The 16,871-nt window shown below is 62.4% G+C and carries 15 protein-coding genes; 7 read left to right on the top strand and 8 right to left on the bottom strand.

Features of this window, described 5'->3' with window-relative positions:
* Positions 1-265: 265 nt before the first annotated feature.
* The 4 genes from C8348_RS15385 to C8348_RS15370 form a co-directional block, all read right to left on the bottom strand.
* Entirely contained in the window at positions 266-940 is a 675-nt protein-coding gene (locus C8348_RS15385; RefSeq protein WP_106754240.1) for a DsbA family oxidoreductase, read from the bottom strand.
* Positions 941-1,063: 123 nt separating this feature from the next.
* On the bottom strand, positions 1,064-2,233 hold the full coding sequence (locus C8348_RS15380) for a PleD family two-component system response regulator (protein WP_106754239.1): 1,170 nt from the start codon (positions 2,231-2,233) through the stop codon (positions 1,064-1,066).
* Positions 2,234-2,236: 3 nt separating this feature from the next.
* Positions 2,237-3,868, bottom strand: a complete 1,632-nt coding sequence (locus C8348_RS15375) for an AMP-binding protein (protein WP_106754238.1) — start codon at positions 3,866-3,868, stop codon at positions 2,237-2,239.
* 19 nt (positions 3,869-3,887) lie between these two features.
* Positions 3,888-5,780, bottom strand: a complete 1,893-nt coding sequence (locus C8348_RS15370) for an extracellular solute-binding protein (protein ID WP_198647082.1) — start codon at positions 5,778-5,780, stop codon at positions 3,888-3,890.
* A gap of 296 nt (positions 5,781-6,076) precedes the next feature.
* On the opposite strand from C8348_RS15370, the gene C8348_RS15365 reads away from it, so the two are divergent.
* Complete coding sequence (locus C8348_RS15365; protein ID WP_106754237.1) at positions 6,077-6,694, top strand: invasion associated locus B family protein; 618 nt, start codon at positions 6,077-6,079, stop codon at positions 6,692-6,694.
* 313 nt (positions 6,695-7,007) lie between these two features.
* Here C8348_RS15365 and hspQ read toward each other — a convergent pair whose 3' ends face one another.
* The 3 genes from hspQ to C8348_RS15350 form a co-directional block, all read right to left on the bottom strand.
* Positions 7,008-7,331 carry a heat shock protein HspQ gene (gene hspQ / locus C8348_RS15360; protein ID WP_106754236.1) on the bottom strand — a complete coding sequence of 108 codons (324 nt, stop codon included), beginning with the start codon at positions 7,329-7,331 and terminating at the stop codon, positions 7,008-7,010.
* A gap of 104 nt (positions 7,332-7,435) precedes the next feature.
* Entirely contained in the window at positions 7,436-8,479 is a 1,044-nt protein-coding gene (locus C8348_RS15355; RefSeq protein ID WP_106754235.1) for an HpcH/HpaI aldolase/citrate lyase family protein, read from the bottom strand.
* A 125-nt stretch (positions 8,480-8,604) separates the two neighbouring features.
* Complete coding sequence (locus tag C8348_RS15350) at positions 8,605-9,495, bottom strand: lysophospholipid acyltransferase family protein (RefSeq protein WP_106754234.1); 891 nt, start codon at positions 9,493-9,495, stop codon at positions 8,605-8,607.
* Positions 9,496-9,680: 185 nt separating this feature from the next.
* Between C8348_RS15350 and C8348_RS15345 the strand changes: the two genes are divergently transcribed.
* Complete coding sequence (locus C8348_RS15345; RefSeq protein WP_106754233.1) at positions 9,681-10,637, top strand: AEC family transporter; 957 nt, start codon at positions 9,681-9,683, stop codon at positions 10,635-10,637.
* 16 nt (positions 10,638-10,653) lie between these two features.
* Here the strand turns inward: C8348_RS15345 and C8348_RS15340 are convergent, their stop codons facing one another.
* Complete coding sequence (locus tag C8348_RS15340; RefSeq protein WP_106754232.1) at positions 10,654-11,895, bottom strand: UbiH/UbiF family hydroxylase; 1,242 nt, start codon at positions 11,893-11,895, stop codon at positions 10,654-10,656.
* Positions 11,896-12,094: 199 nt separating this feature from the next.
* Here C8348_RS15340 and C8348_RS15335 point away from each other — a divergent pair, with 199 nt between their 5' ends.
* The 5 genes from C8348_RS15335 (at position 12,095) to C8348_RS15315 (ending at position 16,737) form a co-directional block, all read left to right on the top strand.
* The gene (locus tag C8348_RS15335; protein ID WP_106754231.1) at positions 12,095-13,006 is read left to right on the top strand and encodes a DUF2182 domain-containing protein; all 912 of its coding nucleotides are present in this window, start codon (positions 12,095-12,097) and stop codon (positions 13,004-13,006) included.
* A gap of 310 nt (positions 13,007-13,316) precedes the next feature.
* Complete coding sequence (locus C8348_RS15330) at positions 13,317-14,033, top strand: CDP-alcohol phosphatidyltransferase family protein (RefSeq protein ID WP_106754230.1); 717 nt, start codon at positions 13,317-13,319, stop codon at positions 14,031-14,033.
* Positions 14,034-14,048: 15 nt separating this feature from the next.
* Positions 14,049-14,780, top strand: a complete 732-nt coding sequence (locus C8348_RS15325; RefSeq protein WP_106754229.1) for a TerC family protein — start codon at positions 14,049-14,051, stop codon at positions 14,778-14,780.
* 27 nt (positions 14,781-14,807) lie between these two features.
* Positions 14,808-15,788, top strand: a complete 981-nt coding sequence (locus C8348_RS15320) for a quinone oxidoreductase family protein (RefSeq protein WP_106754228.1) — start codon at positions 14,808-14,810, stop codon at positions 15,786-15,788.
* Between the two features lie 4 nt (positions 15,789-15,792).
* Positions 15,793-16,737, top strand: a complete 945-nt coding sequence (locus tag C8348_RS15315; protein WP_106754227.1) for a LysR family transcriptional regulator — start codon at positions 15,793-15,795, stop codon at positions 16,735-16,737.
* Positions 16,738-16,871: the final 134 nt, after the last annotated feature.

Below are 16,871 nucleotides of genomic sequence, written 5' to 3'. Positions count from 1 at the left end.
GAAACACGCTATTCTCATGACGCATGACATTGACCTCCTGCCCGTGTCCAGACCGTCGCTAAACGCCTGAACACGAGTAGAATCAATGTCATGCACCTTGTCCAGAAACTTAAACCGGACAGCAGTGGCACAAGGCGGGGATGACCGCATCCGAGGTCACGGAGCTCCGTAGTCCGTTTCCGGCGGAGACGTCGGAGAGATGTGCTGGGAGGTTGATATCTTCAGGTGTCCGTGCACTTTTCTGTGCGATCAGCCGCTCTGAGGCTCACGCGTCTGCAACCGCATCCTCTTCGGTCCGGGTCGCCTCGGCATGCTGCAGGGCTGCGGCGATGGTGGCCGGGTCCTCGGCGCCGGCGAGCGCGAAGCGGCCGTCAATGATGAAGAATGGCACGCCGGTCACGCCCATTTCACTGGCCTGTTCGATCTGGCGCTTCAGCTTGGCAAGGTCAGAGTCCGTCTCGAACAATTGCTCGACGAGATCCGACTGCATGCCGGCCTTGGCGGAAATTTCGACGAGGGTCTCGGGCTTTGCCAGATTGCGCCCTTCTACGAAATAGGCCTTGAACAGGAGCTCTACAACTTCATCCTGCAGATCATCAGAGCGGGACCAGAGGATCAGGCGATGCGCATCCAGCGTGTTCGGCGAGACTTCGATCTTTTCAAAGGCAAAGGGGATGCCCTCCTCACGACCAGCCTGACGCACGCGCTCATAGGCAGCCTCCGCCCGCTCTGCGCCGCCAAATTTCTCATTGAGATAGGACGCCCGGTCCTTGCCTTCGGGCGGCAAGGTCGGGTCAAGCTGATAGGGGTGCCAGCGTACATCGACGGCAATGCCAGGAACCGACTTGATCGCCTTCTCGAGCCGCTTCTTGCCGATATAGCACCAAGGGCACATCACATCGGAGATGACATCCACCACGAGGGGCTTGAGTTCAGACATGCAGGGCTCCTCGTGAAAGCAGGTTTGGCGGCGGCCGGGTCCATCATTGCGGACCTGCGGGTGATTTTGCCGAAGACTAGTTACCGAGAGGTGCAGGAGCAAGACCGGCGTACCTGGCCGCAGTCAAAGCGCGGTCTGTCCCAGGATGGCTGAAATCCGATGCTGCAGCAGGGAGGCTCCCTGGTCACCCTTGAGCACGGCAACCGGCCCGAGCCCGCGCACTGCGCAGACCAGGTCTTCCTCGCGGCTTGTCGCATCGGCAATCGACAGGATGGCCCCGGTCATGTCGCCAGACAAGGACGCAACGGGCAGCGGGGTGATCTCGACCCTCGGCATCAGATGCAGTTCGCTGAGCCCCAAGCCCCTTGGATCGCACAGTGCCCGGCATCCGGTCAGATAGCGGTCGTATTTTTCGAGTGGCAAGCCACCACGCCCAGCTTCCTGCAGCAGCCACACTCGGCTTTCGGCAAGAACGCGGTCGGCAAGCCTGCGGCGGCGGCCGAGACGGATAGCGGCAGCCAGGCGTGCGGCAAGCTGCCGTTTGCCCAGGTCGCCTGACAACACATCATTGGCGCCGGCCCGGAACAACGGTTCAAGGTCGCGCTGGTCTGTCGACATCACCAGAATAGGAACACGGACGAAGCGCGCATCCCGCCTGAGCCGGTCGATCGTATCAACGGCATCATCCGCCGGTGTGTCCAGGATGACCGCATCGAAGGCACGTTGGCCGAGATAGGTTTCGCCCATATCCGTTGTCAGGGCGCCGACAAGCGTCACGTTGCGGGCCCGGGCGTCGAAGAGATCAAGAAAGCGTTGGCCGAGGCCGATCACCAGAAGACCCGAGCCGCCCGTGTGATGCGGCGCAGCTCCAAAGCGAGGCACACGGCCAAACACCAGTCGCCGCAGCCGGGCTTCCTCATTGCGCAGGATCGCCCGTTGCAGCGCGCAGATCATCCGGAACAGCGCATCTGCAGGAATCCCGGCATCGATCAGGGCATGGCTGCGGGGCAGGGGATCAGGAAGGACCGTGTCGGACCGGGTAAGGGCGATGACCGGAACTTCGGCCTTCAAGCGCCCGATATCTGCAAGCGCCATGGCCAGGCTGAAGCGAGTGGACGGATCGTCCAGATACAGCAGAACGGCCGCTGGCAGCCGGTTGGCATTCGCTGCCGAACTGCCCAGGTCAACATCGTCGGGCCATCCGGGAACGGATGCACCCTTCGGTCCACCGAGACGCCAGATCGGTCCCTGCCATACCAGGGCGCTGTCGCCCTCCCGGTCCGGTCCATTCATCGCTCAGGCCACCTGTTGGGCGAGCCGCTGGACGCGCATGGCAAGACGGGCACGGTCGACGCTGCCATCGTCATTGCGCGGCAGGGCAGACAGCATCAGAACTCGGGTCGGGATCTTGGCAAGGTCGACCCGTTCGGTGTCGAGAAAGGCGAAGAAGGCCTTCCCGTCCGGTGCCGTTCCAGGCTTGGCGACCAGGGCCGCATAGAGCCGCGCGCCCAGAATCGGATCCTCCACCAGGAAGGCCGCTGCATCGCTGACTTCCGGATAGGAGGCGAAGATCTGGTCGATGCCCGCAAGATCTCCGACGCCGGGGGCATGTTCACCCGGGATGCCGAAACCCGCCAGCCCACCCTCGGTCAACCGAAGCGAAATGCCTGTGCGAAGAAATCCGGCCTTGTCGGTTGCAGGTCCCTCGTCGGCTCCTCCGCCGGATTTCCATCCTCGGTCTGGAACCATCGGGCCTCGGACGAGAAGCTGCGCAGGCCTGCCATCCTCCGGATCGTCGACCTTGATCTCGAGCAGATGCGGCCCGCTGTCGTTGCCTGAGGGCGCAGAAATCTGACCGGTTGCGACCGGCAGGATCCGGGCCGACTTGCCGCGCAGCCGTGCGACCATGGCATACTCATCGGCAACATGCAGGTCGACCAGTGTGTGCCGTGGCACGAAGGTAGCCGCCTGCGGCGCCGAAATGCTCCAGCAGGCAACCAGCGTGGTGCTCTTTCGGGCCAGCCTGGCATCAAGGGCCTCGGCAAGTGGACCGGGCAACAGGACGTAATCTGCCTGGACCTCGTCAGCATGAGCGGCGAGGCGAGCCAGCGCAGTGGGATGGTGCAGATGCAACGTGCCATTTGACAGAAGCCAGGGCACCAGGCCGGCGCCAAGACCTGTCAGCCCGCTGAGGGCATAGGGCACGATGATCTGCGCGCCATCCTCAAGACGAGTTTCGAGATAAGGCATGAAACCGGCGGCAATCCACTGGTTGTGGCTGCGGGTCACGGGCGTGGCTGCAAGGCGGTTGCGGGACCAGGTGATCGTCGCGGTATGCTCGGCAGCCTCGGTCCGGTTGAGTTCGGGCGCTGTTAGGCCATCACCCATTTCGGCCAGCATAGGGCCAAGGTCGATCAATCCGTCCGGTACATCCTTGCCGAGGCCGAAGACAAAGCGCAGGCTGAACAGTTCGGCCGCAACGTCGCGGGCGGCAAAGCCGGTGTCCCGTGTTTCCAGCCGGTCGGCTGCCACCAGTCCCTTGGCACCGAGCCGGTTCATGGCATCCAGCACATCCTTCTGCCGCCAGTGCAGGGGCAGCGGACAGGCGATCAGGCCAGCCCTCAGGGAAGCCAGAAAGGCAATGACAGCGTCAACCGTGTTGGGCGCGTGCAACCCGATCACATGATCGGTTGCAAGGCCGACAGCGGCGAAGAAACCGGCCAGCCGGTCGATCTCTGCTTCAGCTTCGGCATAGGTCAAGCTGCGCGGTGCGCCGCCGGTCCACTCGGCCCTGTCCGGTGCATCAACCAGAGCCACGCGATCCGGATTGGTCTCGGCCACCTTGCGGAACAGCCCATCCAGGGTCACGCGACCCCAGACCTGATTCAGTCTGTGGCGCTCGATGGTTTCGGCTGGCGTCGTGATCATGATCGGGTGATCCTCTGGATCAATTGCCGGGTTTGACCGACCACCAGGTCGGGAACTCGTAGCCATAAATAGGGAAGGTGGCGGGCGCGGCGATCCGGGTCCACTGGCCAAGCCATTCGGCCGGCGGATGGAACAGCGGCACGGCATAGGCACCCGAGACCAGTACCCGGTCGAGAGCCCGCACGGCAGAGACGAAATCCTCGCGGCTGCGCGCGGCGACCATGGCGTCGATCAGGGCGTCAATCGCCGGCTCCTTCGCCCCGGTGATGTTGAGTGAGCCCGGCGTATCGGCGGCCTTCTGCGACCAGCGGCCAACCTGCTCGCCGCCCGGCGAAAGGGATGCTGCCCAAGTGTAGAACACCATGTCAAAGTCGAACTTGATGCGGCGTTCTTCGAACTGCGACGGATCGACCGTGCGCACGCCGGCCTTGATGCCGATGAGATCCAGTCCGCGCGAATAGGCAAGGGCGAGCTTTTCCTCATCCTCGTTCTTGGTCATGATCTCGAGGGTGACCGGCTGGCCGGCCGCATCGACCAGGACCCGGTCCTTGAGGCTGTATCCGGCCTCCTGCATCAGATCCAGCGCCGCCTTCAGGACCGCGCGATCGCGTCCGGAGCCGTCGGTCGCCGCCGGCTTCCAGGTGCCTTCGAGGACCTCCGGCAGGACAACGTCGGGGAAGGGGGCGAGCAACTCCCGCTCCCGCGCATCGGCCGGACGGCCGATGGAAGACAGCTCTGAATTGTCCCAATATCCGGCGGTCCGCTTGTAGAGATCTGAATAGAGGTTGCGGTTGACCCATTCGAAATCGAACAGCATCGACAGCGCCTGTCGCATCTTGCGGTCGGCGAAGACCGGGCGGCGGGTGTTGAATGCCATCCCTTGCATGTTGGCGGGCGTGCCCTTGATGATCTCGGTGCGGATCACCTTGCCGTCCTTGGCCGCCGGGAAATCGAATCCGTTGACCCAGCGTGTCGGATTGGAGAAGGGAAGCACATCGATCAGACCCTTGCGGAAAGATTCCTCAAGGGACGTCTCGTCCCGAAAATATTCGACCCGAATCTCGTCAAAATTGTCAAAGCCGCGTTTCTGCGGCAGATCCTTGGCCCAGTAGTCCGGGTTGCGCCGGTACACGACGCGGCGGCCCGGCACGATCTCCGCAAAGACATATGGCCCGGTCCCGAGCGGCGGCTTGAGCGTCGACTTGTCAAAGTTTTCCGCGTCGGTTGCCGCCTTCGAGAACATCGGCGCCAATGCGATCAGGAGCGGCAACTCGCGGTTCGTTCCATCCTTGAAGGAGATCCGGACTGTCCGCTCGCCCATCACTTCGAAATTCGTGATCTGGGCATACCAGTTGCGGAATGGCGGCCGGCCCTTGTCGCGCATGATCTGAAGGGAGAAAATCACGTCTTCAACGGTGAACGGGGTTCCGTCGGAGAACCTGGCCTTCGGGTTCAAGGTGAACTCGATCCACTCCCGGCTGTCCGGCATGCGCACGAATTCGGCCAGGTGACCGTAAAGCGTGAAAGCCTCACCATTGTTGCGCATCATCAGGCTCTCGGTGATGTTCTCACCGAACTGCCGCTCCTTCATGCCGCGCGCACTGGTAAATCCGCCCTGCACGATGAAGGAGTTGAGACTGTCGAACGTTCCCTGGACGCCCAGCGTCAGGGTTCCGCCCTTGGGCGCGGCTGGATTGGCATAGGAGAAATGGCTGAACCCGCTCGGCAACGCCGGCTCGCCATGCATGGAAATGGCATGCACCGCCGGAACCTCAGGGTCACGCACATCGGCAAGCGAGGCATTGCAGAACAAAGTCGCGGCAAATGGCAACAGCATCAGCGGCGGCAGAGCTGTCGCAAGCAGTTGGCGGCGTGTCACGGAACGGCATAACGCCGGAGCATTTCGCAGCATATCTGGCATGGACCCGCTGGAGCCTCCTTGATTCTCAAGCGTGGATGTTAACACAGGCCCCATGCGCTGCTGCTGTTTTGGCGCTTTCCAGTGCTGGAAATTCGCATGCGATGTGGTTAAACATGGGCCCGCGCATTTCGGGTCACCCTGTTGCCGTATTCATCGGCCATCGGGTGATCTTAAGAAGGGCTTGGCTTGAACGTCCGTCACGACCGGGCTGCGGCATACAGCTGCGCGGACAACGAGTTCGAGAATGGCCCTTGGGACAGCGAACGCACAATCGAGGATGGTTTCTGATGACGAGCTTTTTTAAGAAGGGTATGGCGGGCTGTGCGGTCGCGGCGCTTGCCGTGCTTGGGTCTGTGGCCGGCGTGAACGCCCAGACGGCCGAGCAGGAGTCCCCGTGGGTCAAGGTCTGTAACACCGACCCGAACGTGAACAAGGAAATCTGCCTCATCACCCAGGAACTGCGGACCGCCACCGGCCAGTTCCTGTCGTCGGTTGCCGTGCGTGAAATCGCCGGAGAAGCCCGCAAGACCCTGCTGATCGCAGTGCCGACCGGTATGTTGATCCAGCCGGGCCTGCGTGTCCAGGTCGATGCCGGCAAGCAGACGGAAGCCAAGTACGGCATCTGCTTCCCCAACGCCTGCTATTCCGAACTGGTGATCGATGATGCTTTCGTCGGCCAGCTGAAGAAGGGCACCAAGCTGGTCCTGACCACACTGAATCAGCAGGCCAAGCCGGTTCCGCTGGAACTGACGCTTGCCGGCTTCACCAAGGTCTATGACGGCGCGCCGATGGATGTTGCCGAGATCGAGAAGAAGCAGGAGCAGCTGCAGAACGAATTGCAGCGCCGCGCTGATGAGGCGCGCCAGAAGCTGATCGAGAAGCAGCAGTCCGCCACGGGCAACTGATCTTCAGCTTCCATGCTGTGAAAATGCCAAACGCCGCATCGATTGATGCGGCGTGAGCTTGATGACAAACCTCGACCTCACCGAAGTCATCCCGGCCAAGCGAAGCGCCGAGCCGGGACCGGAGAGCCGGGGTCTCTATCTTTCAATGAGTTACCCTAGGAGAGACCTTGGCTCTCCGGTCCCTGGTCTCCGCTGCGCTGCGCCCGGGATGACGATAGAGGGTTTGTCAGCAGTCTGACGCCGCATCGATTGATGCGGCGTTTTTGTTTGCCACACACGGCCGTTGATCAGTTGCCTGGCTCATATGCCGGGCTCAGTGCATGCCGATCGAGCGCGGGACGTAGGATCCGTCCGAGTTTTCGGCGAAAATCTCGTCCAGCTGCGGATGCCGCAAGGGTTCGCCGGTCATGTCTGGAACGAGGTTCTGTTCCGATACATAGGCGACATATTCCGTTTCCGCGTTCTCGGCCAGCAGATGGTAATAGGGCTGGTCGCGCGAGGGGCGGACGTCTTCGGGAATGGCGTTCCACCATTCCTCGGTGTTCGAAAAGGTCGGATCGACATCAAAAATCACCCCGCGAAAGGGGTAAACCCGGTGGCGAACGACCTGTCCGATCTTGAATTTTGCAGTACGCATGACAGTCACCGTGCACAGGGTCGCGGCACCGTCGCTGCTCCCGTTCGAGGGTTGCGGCTGATACCCGGTACCTTACGACGTTTTACACGATACTACTCAACTGTCTAAAGACCGTAAACCTCGGCAAGCCGAGGGTCGCGCGATGCGACAACCCGCGCAAGGTCGACAATCACCTTCGCCTGTTTCCAGGTCGCGTCGTCCTGCATCTTGCGATCGATCATCACCGCACCCGATCCATCCGGCATGGCGTCGAGGATCTTGCGGGCAAAGGCCACTTCCGCCGGATCAGGCGAGAACACCTGTTTGGCGATCTCGATCTGGGTGGGATGCAGGGACCAGGCCCCAAGGCAGCCCATCAGGAAGGCATTGCGGAACTGCGCTTCGCAGGCCGCCGGATCCGAGAAGTCGCCGAATGGACCGTAGAACGGCTTCAGGCCGGCCGAGAGGCAGGCATCGACCATCTTGGCGACCGTATAGTGCCAGAGGTCCTGCTGGTAGGCCGAGCGCGGCGCGCCGTCGTGGCCAGCGTCGGCCAGAACGGCATAGTCCGGATGGCCGCCGCCGACGCGCGTCGTCTTCATGCCGCGCGAGGCGGCAAGGTCGGCCGGACCAAGGCTCATGCCATGCATGCGCGGCGAAGCGGTGGCGATGGCCTCGACATTCTTGACGCCCTCGGCGGTTTCAAGAATGGCGTGGATCAGGATCGGGCGGCTCAGTCCTGCCCTTGCCTCAAGCTGGGCCAGCAACTGGTCCAGATAGTGGATGTCCCAGGGCCCCTCGACCTTGGGCAGCATCACCACGTCGAGCTTGTCGCCAACGGCCGGGATGATTTCAAGGAGGTCATCGAGAAACCACGGGCTGTTGAGGCAGTTGACCCGGGTCCACAGCCCGGTCTTGCCGAAGTCATTGGCCTTTGCCATCTCGATGAAGCCATGGCGGGCAGCGACCTTGGCATCGGCCGGGATGGCATCCTCGAGATTGCCGAGGACCACGTCGACTTGCGCAATGAGATCAGGCACCTTGGCCCGCATCTTTTCGATATGCGGTGGAACGAAGTGGATCATCCGCTCAAGACGCACCGGCAGGTCGCGAAAGGGGGCAGGGGCGCCGATGGCAAGCGGGGCGTAGAAGGCACGCGGGGTCTTCATGTCGGGTCCCTCCGTCTGGAACTGGGGTCCCAGCCGCTATAGCCTGTTTGTTGCGCCGCAACCATTGACCGAAAGGCGCAGGCATTGATCCCGGGGATCAACCGGGTGCTGCCGTGCTCCGCGCGTCAGGCGGACCATTTGCGATGGATCCACATCCATTGCTCAGGGTATTCGCGGATCCAGGCCTCGAACTGCGCATGAATCGCTTCTGTTCCGGCCTGGATGTCTGCCTCCTTGTCGTCGGTCCGCGGCAGGATCAGGCCGCGTCCCTCGATGCGAAAGCGCACGCCGTCGAGGCGGACGGTGCGGCCCATGATGATCGGCACATTGCAGGCGCGCGCCAGACTGACCGGAACCGGCGTGGCATAAGCCGGCTGGTCAAAGAACGGGACGACCAGTCCGCGCCGTTCGCGCAGGTCCGACATAATCGCGACCGCGCCGCCTTGACGCAGGATCGAAACGAGCTTGCGGGCTGTTTGATGCCCCTTGGAGAACAATCCGCCTGGATAGAGTTCGCCGCGTAACTGCCGCAGAACCGCATCCGAGTGCGCATTTTTCAGCGCCTGATAGACCCCGGTAATCGGGACGCCCCGCCAGACAGCTGGCGCGACACAAAGTTCCCAGTTGCCACTGTGCAGCGAAACAAAGACACACCCACCTTTCCGCTCGAAGACCTCCTGGGTCAGGTCGTCAATGTCGATCTCGAATCGTTGCTGCAGGTGCAGCAGGCGGTCAATGTGGAAGGCCTCGGCAGCAACCCGGCCCAGATTGTCCCACATGCCATCAACGATCCGCGCCCGGTCCGCCGGGCTCAGCTCGGGCATCGCATTGGCCAGATGCCGAAGTGCGCGCTTGTGGCGCGGATTGAAGGGCGCGATCCGTCGCCAGAGCCATCCCATCACGGCAGAAGCAACGTCGACCGGAATCAGACGGAACAGCCAGACCACGCTGACCAGCGCCAGCCACTCGATCCGGCGAACGATTGATCCTATCAGCCGGGAGAGGGATATCTGCATGGCAGGCGCGATCCGTGCTTTCAGGGCGCAAGGTCCAGCGTCGGGTCGCTCGCCCTGTCTGAAGCGATGAGTTCATGCTGCCGGGGCTTCATTGACCGCCCGGTTGGAACAGGCTAGGCCTGATATCAACGCCCTGACCACCATGCAAGCGGGTTGCGATCCCGGTAGAGCAGTCCGGAACAGTCATGCAAGATGTCATCTCACTCGCCTTTCCGTTTTTCGGCTTGATCTTTCTTGGTTTCGCCGCCGGAAAGATCAAGGATATTCCGCCTTCCGGCATGGCCTGGATGAATTTCTTCATCATCTATGTCGCCTTGCCGGCGTTGTTCTTCCGGCTGCTGTCTGAAACACCGGTCGAGCAACTGACGGATCTCAGCTATGTGACCGCCACCACATTCGCCACCTATACGGTCTTTGCCATCGCCTTCTGTATTGGCGTGTTGGCAACCCGGGGCAATATTGCCGAGTCCACCATCATGGCGATTGGCGGGTCCTATTCGAACATCGGTTACATGGGGCCAGGCCTGACCATGGCGGTGTTGGGCCCGGCGGCGACGGTGCCAACCGCATTCGTGCTCTGCTTCGACAACACGCTGATGTTCATTCTCGCGCCGCTGATGATGGCCATGTCGGGCAATGACAAGGAACCGATCACCCGAACCTTGTGGAAGGTGGTGGTCCGCGTCTTCACCCATCCCTTCATCCTGGCGACCATTGCCGGTGTTGGGGCTGCCTTCATCGGTTTCAAGCCGCCGCAGGGGCTGGACACCATGCTGAAGTTCCTGAGTGGTGCGGCAGCTCCCTGTGCGCTGTTTGCCATGGGGGTGACGGTGGCGCAGCGGCCGATCGGACGCATTCCGCTTGAACTGCCGGCCCTGCTCGCCGTCAAGCTGGTGCTGCATCCGGTGCTGGTGTTCCTGCTCTTGAACTGGATTGGCGGGTTTGACCCGATTTGGATTGCCACAGCCGTGCTGATGGCCTGCCTGCCGCCGGCCACCAATGTGTTCGTCATCGCGCAGCAGTATCAGGTCTACATGAACAGGGCCTCAAGCCTTGTCATGATCGGGACAATGGTCTCGGTGATCACCGTGACCGGCTTCATCTATGCCATTACCAACGGCTGGCTGACGCCAGCCGTCTGATCAGCAAGATCGCCCCTTAACGCCGTCCAAGCCGGGAGAAGAGTCGAGGGCGACCGGCAACCGGCGTGATGCCTTCGCGCATCAGCATGCGGCGCAACGGCCCAACCCGTCCCGCCGCATAGAGCCCGAAACTGCGTGCGGCCTGCACCGGAAGCAGATCGGTCAAAAGCGACCGGTTGAGCAGGTCGACCGCCGTCGTCCGTGTCGAGATGTCAACACGGCGGGCGGATTCGTAGCGGGCGAGGGTCAGATCACTGCCAATGTCGTCGCCGCGTTCCTTTGCCTCGCGCAAGACCCCGCCGAGATCGGCGACATCGCGCAAGCCCAGATTGAGCCCCTGTGCACCAATCGGGGGGAAGACATGTGCGGCCTCGCCGACCAGGGCGCAGCGCCTTGCCGCGACAGAGCGGGCGATCAGCCCGGACAGCGTGTAGACCTGACGCGGGCTGGCGATGCGGAACTTGCCGAGAATCGAATGTGCGCGCCGTTCAAGGTCCAGTGCCAGCGCCTCATCGGTGTAAGATGTCAGATGCTGTGCCGTTTCCGGTGTGACCACACAGACAAGCGAGGACATCCGCCCGGGCAGGGGCACCAGCGTGAAAGGACCGGTCGGCGTGTGGAACTCTGTTGAAATCGACTGGTGCGGCCGGTCATGCTCCAGATTGAGCACCAGCGCCTGCTGCGGATAGGTCCAGGTCCGCACGTCAATCCCGGCCGCCGCGCGCACCATCGAATTGCGCCCATCGGCACCAACGACAAGTGCGGCCGCGAGCGTCGTTCCGTCATCGAGCTGGACGGTCACCTGATCCTCGGCAGGCATAACCCGCTCGACCTTGGCCTTGACGAAGCTCAACCCGGGTTCCCGGCCTGCGGCATCCTCCAGGATCCCGTTCAGTTCCCGGTTCAGGACGTTGTAGCCGAAGGCCTCAAGCTGCAGTTCGCTGGCATCGAAGGTGATCTCCGGGGCCCGGATCAGGCGGCCTGTGTCGTCGATCAGCCGCATGTGGGCAAGGGCTGCAGCACGCGGGGCGATCTCCTGCCAGAGGCCGAGTTCGTCGAGCAAATTGACCGAGGCCTGCAGCAGCGCCGTCGTGCGGCCGTCCTCCCTGTTGACGGCGGGGGCGACAAGGACCGTCTGCAGCCCGCGCCGGGCGAGCAGGATCGCTGTGGTCAGACCCGACGGGCCGGCGCCGATCACGATGACGTCGTTCTTCTGCCGGGTCTGCGGGACCGGGGCGTGGGAGGCCTTGGTGCTCATGGTTTCAATCCCTTGCTGGCGCCAGTTGCGCGGGAGAATGGCGCTTTCGGCGGGATTTGCAAGTCTTGCCCCCTGGGGCAGATTGACCTGACGCAATGCGCCGCGTCGACGGATAATGTAGGTGGGTACACAATGTGCGAACTGTCGATGTCCGGTCGGCGTTCAGCAACCCGATGACAGGCAAGAAACAGGAACCTGGATGTCCGACGAGCCTTATCCTGCCAAAGCATTGCGCCCGCGGACCGAAAGTCGGGACAGGCGGCGGGAACGGTTCATTGTCACCGGGCTTGTCGGGCTGCTTGCTGTCATCGGCTGGTCCTATCTGATGGCAATGGTTGTGGCCATGGTTCCAGTGATGGACATGACCGAGGCCGGACCGGGCATGGGACTTCTCAACAGGTTCAATCTCTTTGCCGGCCTGCCGGCCGAGGCGCGGGCGGCGCTCGCGGTCCTGTGCCTGCCCGGTGAAGTTGCGACCTTCGGCATGCCGGATGGCACCAGCCTGGCCGGTGACGCCGGCCTCGTCTTTGTCATGTGGATGATGATGACCCTGGCGATGATGCTTCCGAGCGCGCTGCCGGTGTTCATTGCCCATGCTGGCCGCTGGCCCCAACGGCATCTGCTGGTGTCGACGGGCCTTCTGGCGCTGGGTTATCTTGGCGTCTGGACCGGATATGCAATCCTGGCCACGGCAGCACAACTGGTTCTGTCGGCGGCAGGATTGTTGTCGCCCATGATGGCCCCGGTGAGCCTCGTCCTGGCCGGCACGACCCTGATTGCCGCCGGGCTTTACCAGTTCACTCCGGCAAAGCTGTCGTGCCTGTCGCGCTGCTGGGTGCCGCGCTGGCAAAGCACCGGTCCGGATGGTTCGCCGCGCTCCCTCATGCAGGAGGGGCTGGTTCAGGGGCTTGCCTGTTTCGGTTGCTGCTGGGCGATGATGACAGTGATGTTTGCCGTGGGGATCATGAACATCGTCTGGGTTGCTGTACTCGGCATTATCATGACCGTTGAGAAGAATGTCCCAAGCCTCTGGCTTTACAAGCTGATCGGCGTCTTCCTCATTGCCTGGGGCGGGCTGCTTCTGGTCCTTGCCACCGGCGCTCTGGCCTGAACCGCGGCTTCATCCCCAGTCCCGCGACACGGATGCCGTCCCTTCATTCCGGCTTTTTCTGCAAGGGGACTGTTCAACCCGTCATGAAATTGAAATAATGCGCCGGGAAGCGGCCTTGTTTCGGTCGCCGCCATTGCCTGACGCTGCGGATTGTGCAGCGTCAGGGGCTCGGCCGCGATTGTTCCAGCGGCCGGGCGATAAGACTGGTGCTCAATCGCCGCGCGGCGCTCCGCGTTGCCGCCTGCCTGTGTGGGACATCTCCTGCGGCGGCAGATGGTATGTGACCGGACGAAGTGGAAGACGAACCGTCGTGACCGATATTACTCCTGACAAGGACAGGGCCGAACCGGCACTGTTCCTGATCCATATCCTGACCGCCTCCGGCGCGCCGATTGCCCTGATCGCGCTGCTGGCCGGTGCGCGTGGCAACTGGCAGGAGATGTTCGCCTGGCTCGGTCTTGCTCTTGTCGTTGACGGCATCGATGGCCCGCTCGCTCGCCGGTTCAACATCGCCGAGCGATTGCCGCGCTGGTCGGGTGCCTCGCTCGATTTCGTCATTGATTACGCGACCTATGTCTTCCTGCCGGCCTTTGCCCTGTCTGCCAGCCCGATGCTGGGCCAGCCGTGGAACTGGATCTGCGGTGGCCTCGTCGTCTTCACAGGTGCGCTGTATTTTGCCGACAATGGCATGAAGACCCATGACAAGGCTTTCAAGGGGTTTCCAGCCTGCTGGAACATGGTGGTGTTCGGACTGATGCTGCTGTCGCCAAGCCAGGGGTTCACCATTGCGGTGGTTCTGGCCTGCTGCGTGTTCACGTTCCTACCGGTCCGCTTTGTCCATCCGGTCCGCGTCAAGCGCTGGCGCCCGCTGACCTTGTGCATGACCGTGGCCTGGCTCGCAACCGCCGGCATCGGCCTTTACAACGAGATGAGCCTCAGCGAGCCGCAGGCGGTTATTTTCGCCTTGTCGAGCCTGTATCTTCTGACAGTATCTGCCCTGCATCAGGCGTTGGAGCGCTATTTCTGAGCAGGGAGCTTTTCGATGCTTGTCTGGATGGCAGATCCTCAGATCTGGGCCAGCCTCCTCACCTTGACCGTGATGGAAGTGGTGCTCGGCATCGACAATATCGTTTTCATTTCCGTCCTCGTCGCCAGGCTGCCGGCAGCGCAGGCCAAGAGGGCCCGTCAGATCGGTCTTGGCCTTGCGCTGATCTTCCGGATTGCCCTTTTATCCGTCCTGACCTTGCTGGTTGGTCTGACGGCACCGATCTTCAGCCTGTTCGATCACGGCTTTTCCTGGCGTGACCTGATCCTCATTGCCGGCGGCCTCTTCCTGCTGTTAAAGGCGACACACGAGATCCACAAGGGCATGGAACTGGAAGAGGAGCCTGGCAAGGCGCCGGTCGCTGCGACCTTTGCTGCGGTAATCGTCCAGGTGATCGTCATCGACATGGTGTTCTCGGTCGATTCGATCATCACGGCGATTGGCATGGCGCAGCAGATCGGCGTGATGGTCGCGGCCGTCGTCATCGCCATGGTGGTGATGTATCTCGCCTCCGGCACCATCGCCCGGTTCATCGAACAGCATCCGACGACCAAGATGCTGGCCTTGTCCTTCCTGATGCTGATCGGTGTCGCGCTGATTGCCGATGGGCTCGGGTTCCATATTCCGCGCGGATACATCTATTTCGCCATGGCGTTTTCGGCGATGGTCGAGATCATCAACGTGGTGGCCAAGGCCTGCCGCCGCAAGGCAAACCTGCCGCTTCACTGAGACAGCCTGAAACAGGGAGAGAACCTCATGCCCATGGCCATTCGTATCCACCGCACCGGCGGGCCGGAGGTTCTGACCTATGAGGAAGTAAGCGTTGCTGCCCCCATGGCAGGCGAAGCCCTGATCCGCCACACGGCAATCGGCCTCAACTTCATCGACACCTATTTTCGCTCGGGCCTTTATCCGGCGCCGAACGGGCTGCCGTTCATCCCGGGGAACGAGGGGGCAGGCGTCGTTGTCGCTGTCGGTGAGGGGGTCAGTCATGTCGCGGCCGGGGACAGGGTCGCCTATGTCGGCCCGCTCGGCGCCTATGCGCAGGAACGAGTCGTGCCGGCAGACCGGCTGGTCCGGTTGCCCGAGGCTATTGATGACCGCACGGCGGCCGGCATGATGCTGAAAGGCATGACGGCCCGCTACCTTCTGCGCAGCACCTTCCGCGTCGGTCCCAAGACGACGTTGCTGTTCCATGCTGCAGCTGGCGGGGTCGGGCTGATTGCCGGACAGTGGGCGGCGCATCTAGGGGCAACCGTCATCGGGACGGTTGGCTCCGATGACAAGGCGGAGCTGGCGCGGACACATGGCTACACTCATGTCATCAACTACAACCGCGAGAATTTCGTCACACGGGTGAAGGACATCACCGGCGGCAAGGGCTGCGATGTGGTCTATGATTCGGTCGGGCGCGATACCTATCCGGGGTCGCTCGACTGCCTGAAGCTGCGGGGCCTCTGGGTGTCCTTTGGTCAGTCATCCGGTCCGATCACTGACTTCAACCTTGGACTTCTGGCGCAGAAGGGCTCGCTCTTCGCCACACGTCCGACGCTGTTTAGCTATATCGCCGCCCCTGCGGACCTTGACGAGACTGCCAAGGACCTGTTCGACGTGGTCGCAGGCGGGGTCGTCTCCATCGGCATCAACCAAGAATATGCCCTGTCCGATGCGGCAAGGGCGCATGCCGATCTCGAAGGCAGGCGCACCACCGGCACCACCGTCCTGTTGCCCGGCTGACCCGATGGCGCAGGGCGGAGACCGGTCCCGCAGCCTCTATGCGCCCGCCATGCGCTATTTTGCGGCCGTGGCCGAGCGTGGGTCCATCCGCGCTGCCGCGCGCGATCTGAATGTTGCCTCCTCGGCAGTCAACCGCCAGATCCTCTGGCTCGAGGAAGCCCTGGATCTGGCGCTGTTCGAACGGGTCGGGCGCGGCCTGCGTCTGGCGCCGGCTGGCGAGGTTCTGCTCGCCCATGTCCGCCGCACCTATTCCGACTTCGATGGCACGATTGCCGAACTCGACGCCCTGAAAGGCCTGCGGCGCGGCACCGTATCCATTGCCACCGTGGAGAGCTTTGCCGAGACGATCCTGCCGGAGATCATCGGTTCTTTCCGCAAGGCCTATCCCGGTATCCATGTGGCGATCACGGTGACATCGGCGCAGCAGGCAGCTGCACTCGTCGAAAGCGCAGAAGCCGATGTCGGCTTCACCTTCGATCCGCCGCGCAATGCCGCCTTGTCGATTGCCTTTGCGCATGACCTGCCCATCGGGGCCGTCATGGTACCGGATCATGCTGCCGCCACTACGGAAGACCTGACGCTGGCCGACTGTCTGAAATATCCGATTGCCCTGCCGGCGCCGGGCCTGTCGCTGCGCACCCGCCTCGACGCAGCGCTTGCCCGTATTCCGGGAAACCTGCGTACCTATGTCGAGGCCAATTCCCTCAGCTTCATGCGGGCCCTGGCCCGCCGGGGCATGGCGATCACCTTTCAGACCCGGATCGGACTTGAAAAGGACCTGGAGGCGGGAACGCTCGTGTTCCGGCCCTTGGCCGATGCACCGCTGCAGCAGGATCGCTTTGCCATCGTCACCTCGTCCATGCGCGCATTGGCGCTTGCGCCGGGCATGTTCTTCGATCACGCCGTGATCACGTTGAAGGATCATTTGCCGACGATTGATGCCATTTAGGCATCGATAGACTTCATAAATGGTTCTATGTTCCGCGTGGCTTTTGCGGCAACCTGATTTCAGTTGACCTGCGGCAAACGGCCGCGACAGACGGCGCGCACCAAGCGCAGCGCAGGGCGACGCCAGAGGGAGAA

The sequence above is a fragment of the Pannonibacter carbonis genome, from assembly GCF_003012935.1.
In the GTDB taxonomy this organism is placed as follows: Bacteria; Pseudomonadota; Alphaproteobacteria; order Rhizobiales; family Stappiaceae; genus Pannonibacter; species Pannonibacter carbonis.
The sequence above is the reverse complement of the archived record's forward strand: the minus strand, read 5'-3'. Positions and strand labels throughout refer to the sequence as shown.

Excerpts from the sequence above, each read along its gene's own strand:
- C8348_RS15385 (WP_106754240.1), bottom strand. The coding sequence starts at position 940 with ATGTCTGAACTCAAGCCCCTCGTGGTGGATGTCATCTCCGATGTGATG.
- C8348_RS15380 (WP_106754239.1), bottom strand. The coding sequence starts at position 2,233 with ATGAATGGACCGGACCGGGAGGGCGACAGCGCCCTGGTATGGCAGGGA.
- C8348_RS15375 (WP_106754238.1), bottom strand. The coding sequence starts at position 3,868 with ATGATCACGACGCCAGCCGAAACCATCGAGCGCCACAGACTGAATCAG.
- C8348_RS15370 (WP_198647082.1), bottom strand. The coding sequence starts at position 5,780 with ATGCTGCGAAATGCTCCGGCGTTATGCCGTTCCGTGACACGCCGCCAA.
- C8348_RS15365 (WP_106754237.1), top strand. The coding sequence starts at position 6,077 with ATGACGAGCTTTTTTAAGAAGGGTATGGCGGGCTGTGCGGTCGCGGCG.
- hspQ (WP_106754236.1), bottom strand. The coding sequence starts at position 7,331 with ATGCGTACTGCAAAATTCAAGATCGGACAGGTCGTTCGCCACCGGGTT.
- C8348_RS15355 (WP_106754235.1), bottom strand. The coding sequence starts at position 8,479 with ATGAAGACCCCGCGTGCCTTCTACGCCCCGCTTGCCATCGGCGCCCCT.
- C8348_RS15350 (WP_106754234.1), bottom strand. The coding sequence starts at position 9,495 with ATGCAGATATCCCTCTCCCGGCTGATAGGATCAATCGTTCGCCGGATC.
- C8348_RS15345 (WP_106754233.1), top strand. The coding sequence starts at position 9,681 with ATGCAAGATGTCATCTCACTCGCCTTTCCGTTTTTCGGCTTGATCTTT.
- C8348_RS15340 (WP_106754232.1), bottom strand. The coding sequence starts at position 11,895 with ATGAGCACCAAGGCCTCCCACGCCCCGGTCCCGCAGACCCGGCAGAAG.
- C8348_RS15335 (WP_106754231.1), top strand. The coding sequence starts at position 12,095 with ATGTCCGACGAGCCTTATCCTGCCAAAGCATTGCGCCCGCGGACCGAA.
- C8348_RS15325 (WP_106754229.1), top strand. The coding sequence starts at position 14,049 with ATGCTTGTCTGGATGGCAGATCCTCAGATCTGGGCCAGCCTCCTCACC.
- C8348_RS15320 (WP_106754228.1), top strand. The coding sequence starts at position 14,808 with ATGCCCATGGCCATTCGTATCCACCGCACCGGCGGGCCGGAGGTTCTG.
- C8348_RS15315 (WP_106754227.1), top strand. The coding sequence starts at position 15,793 with ATGGCGCAGGGCGGAGACCGGTCCCGCAGCCTCTATGCGCCCGCCATG.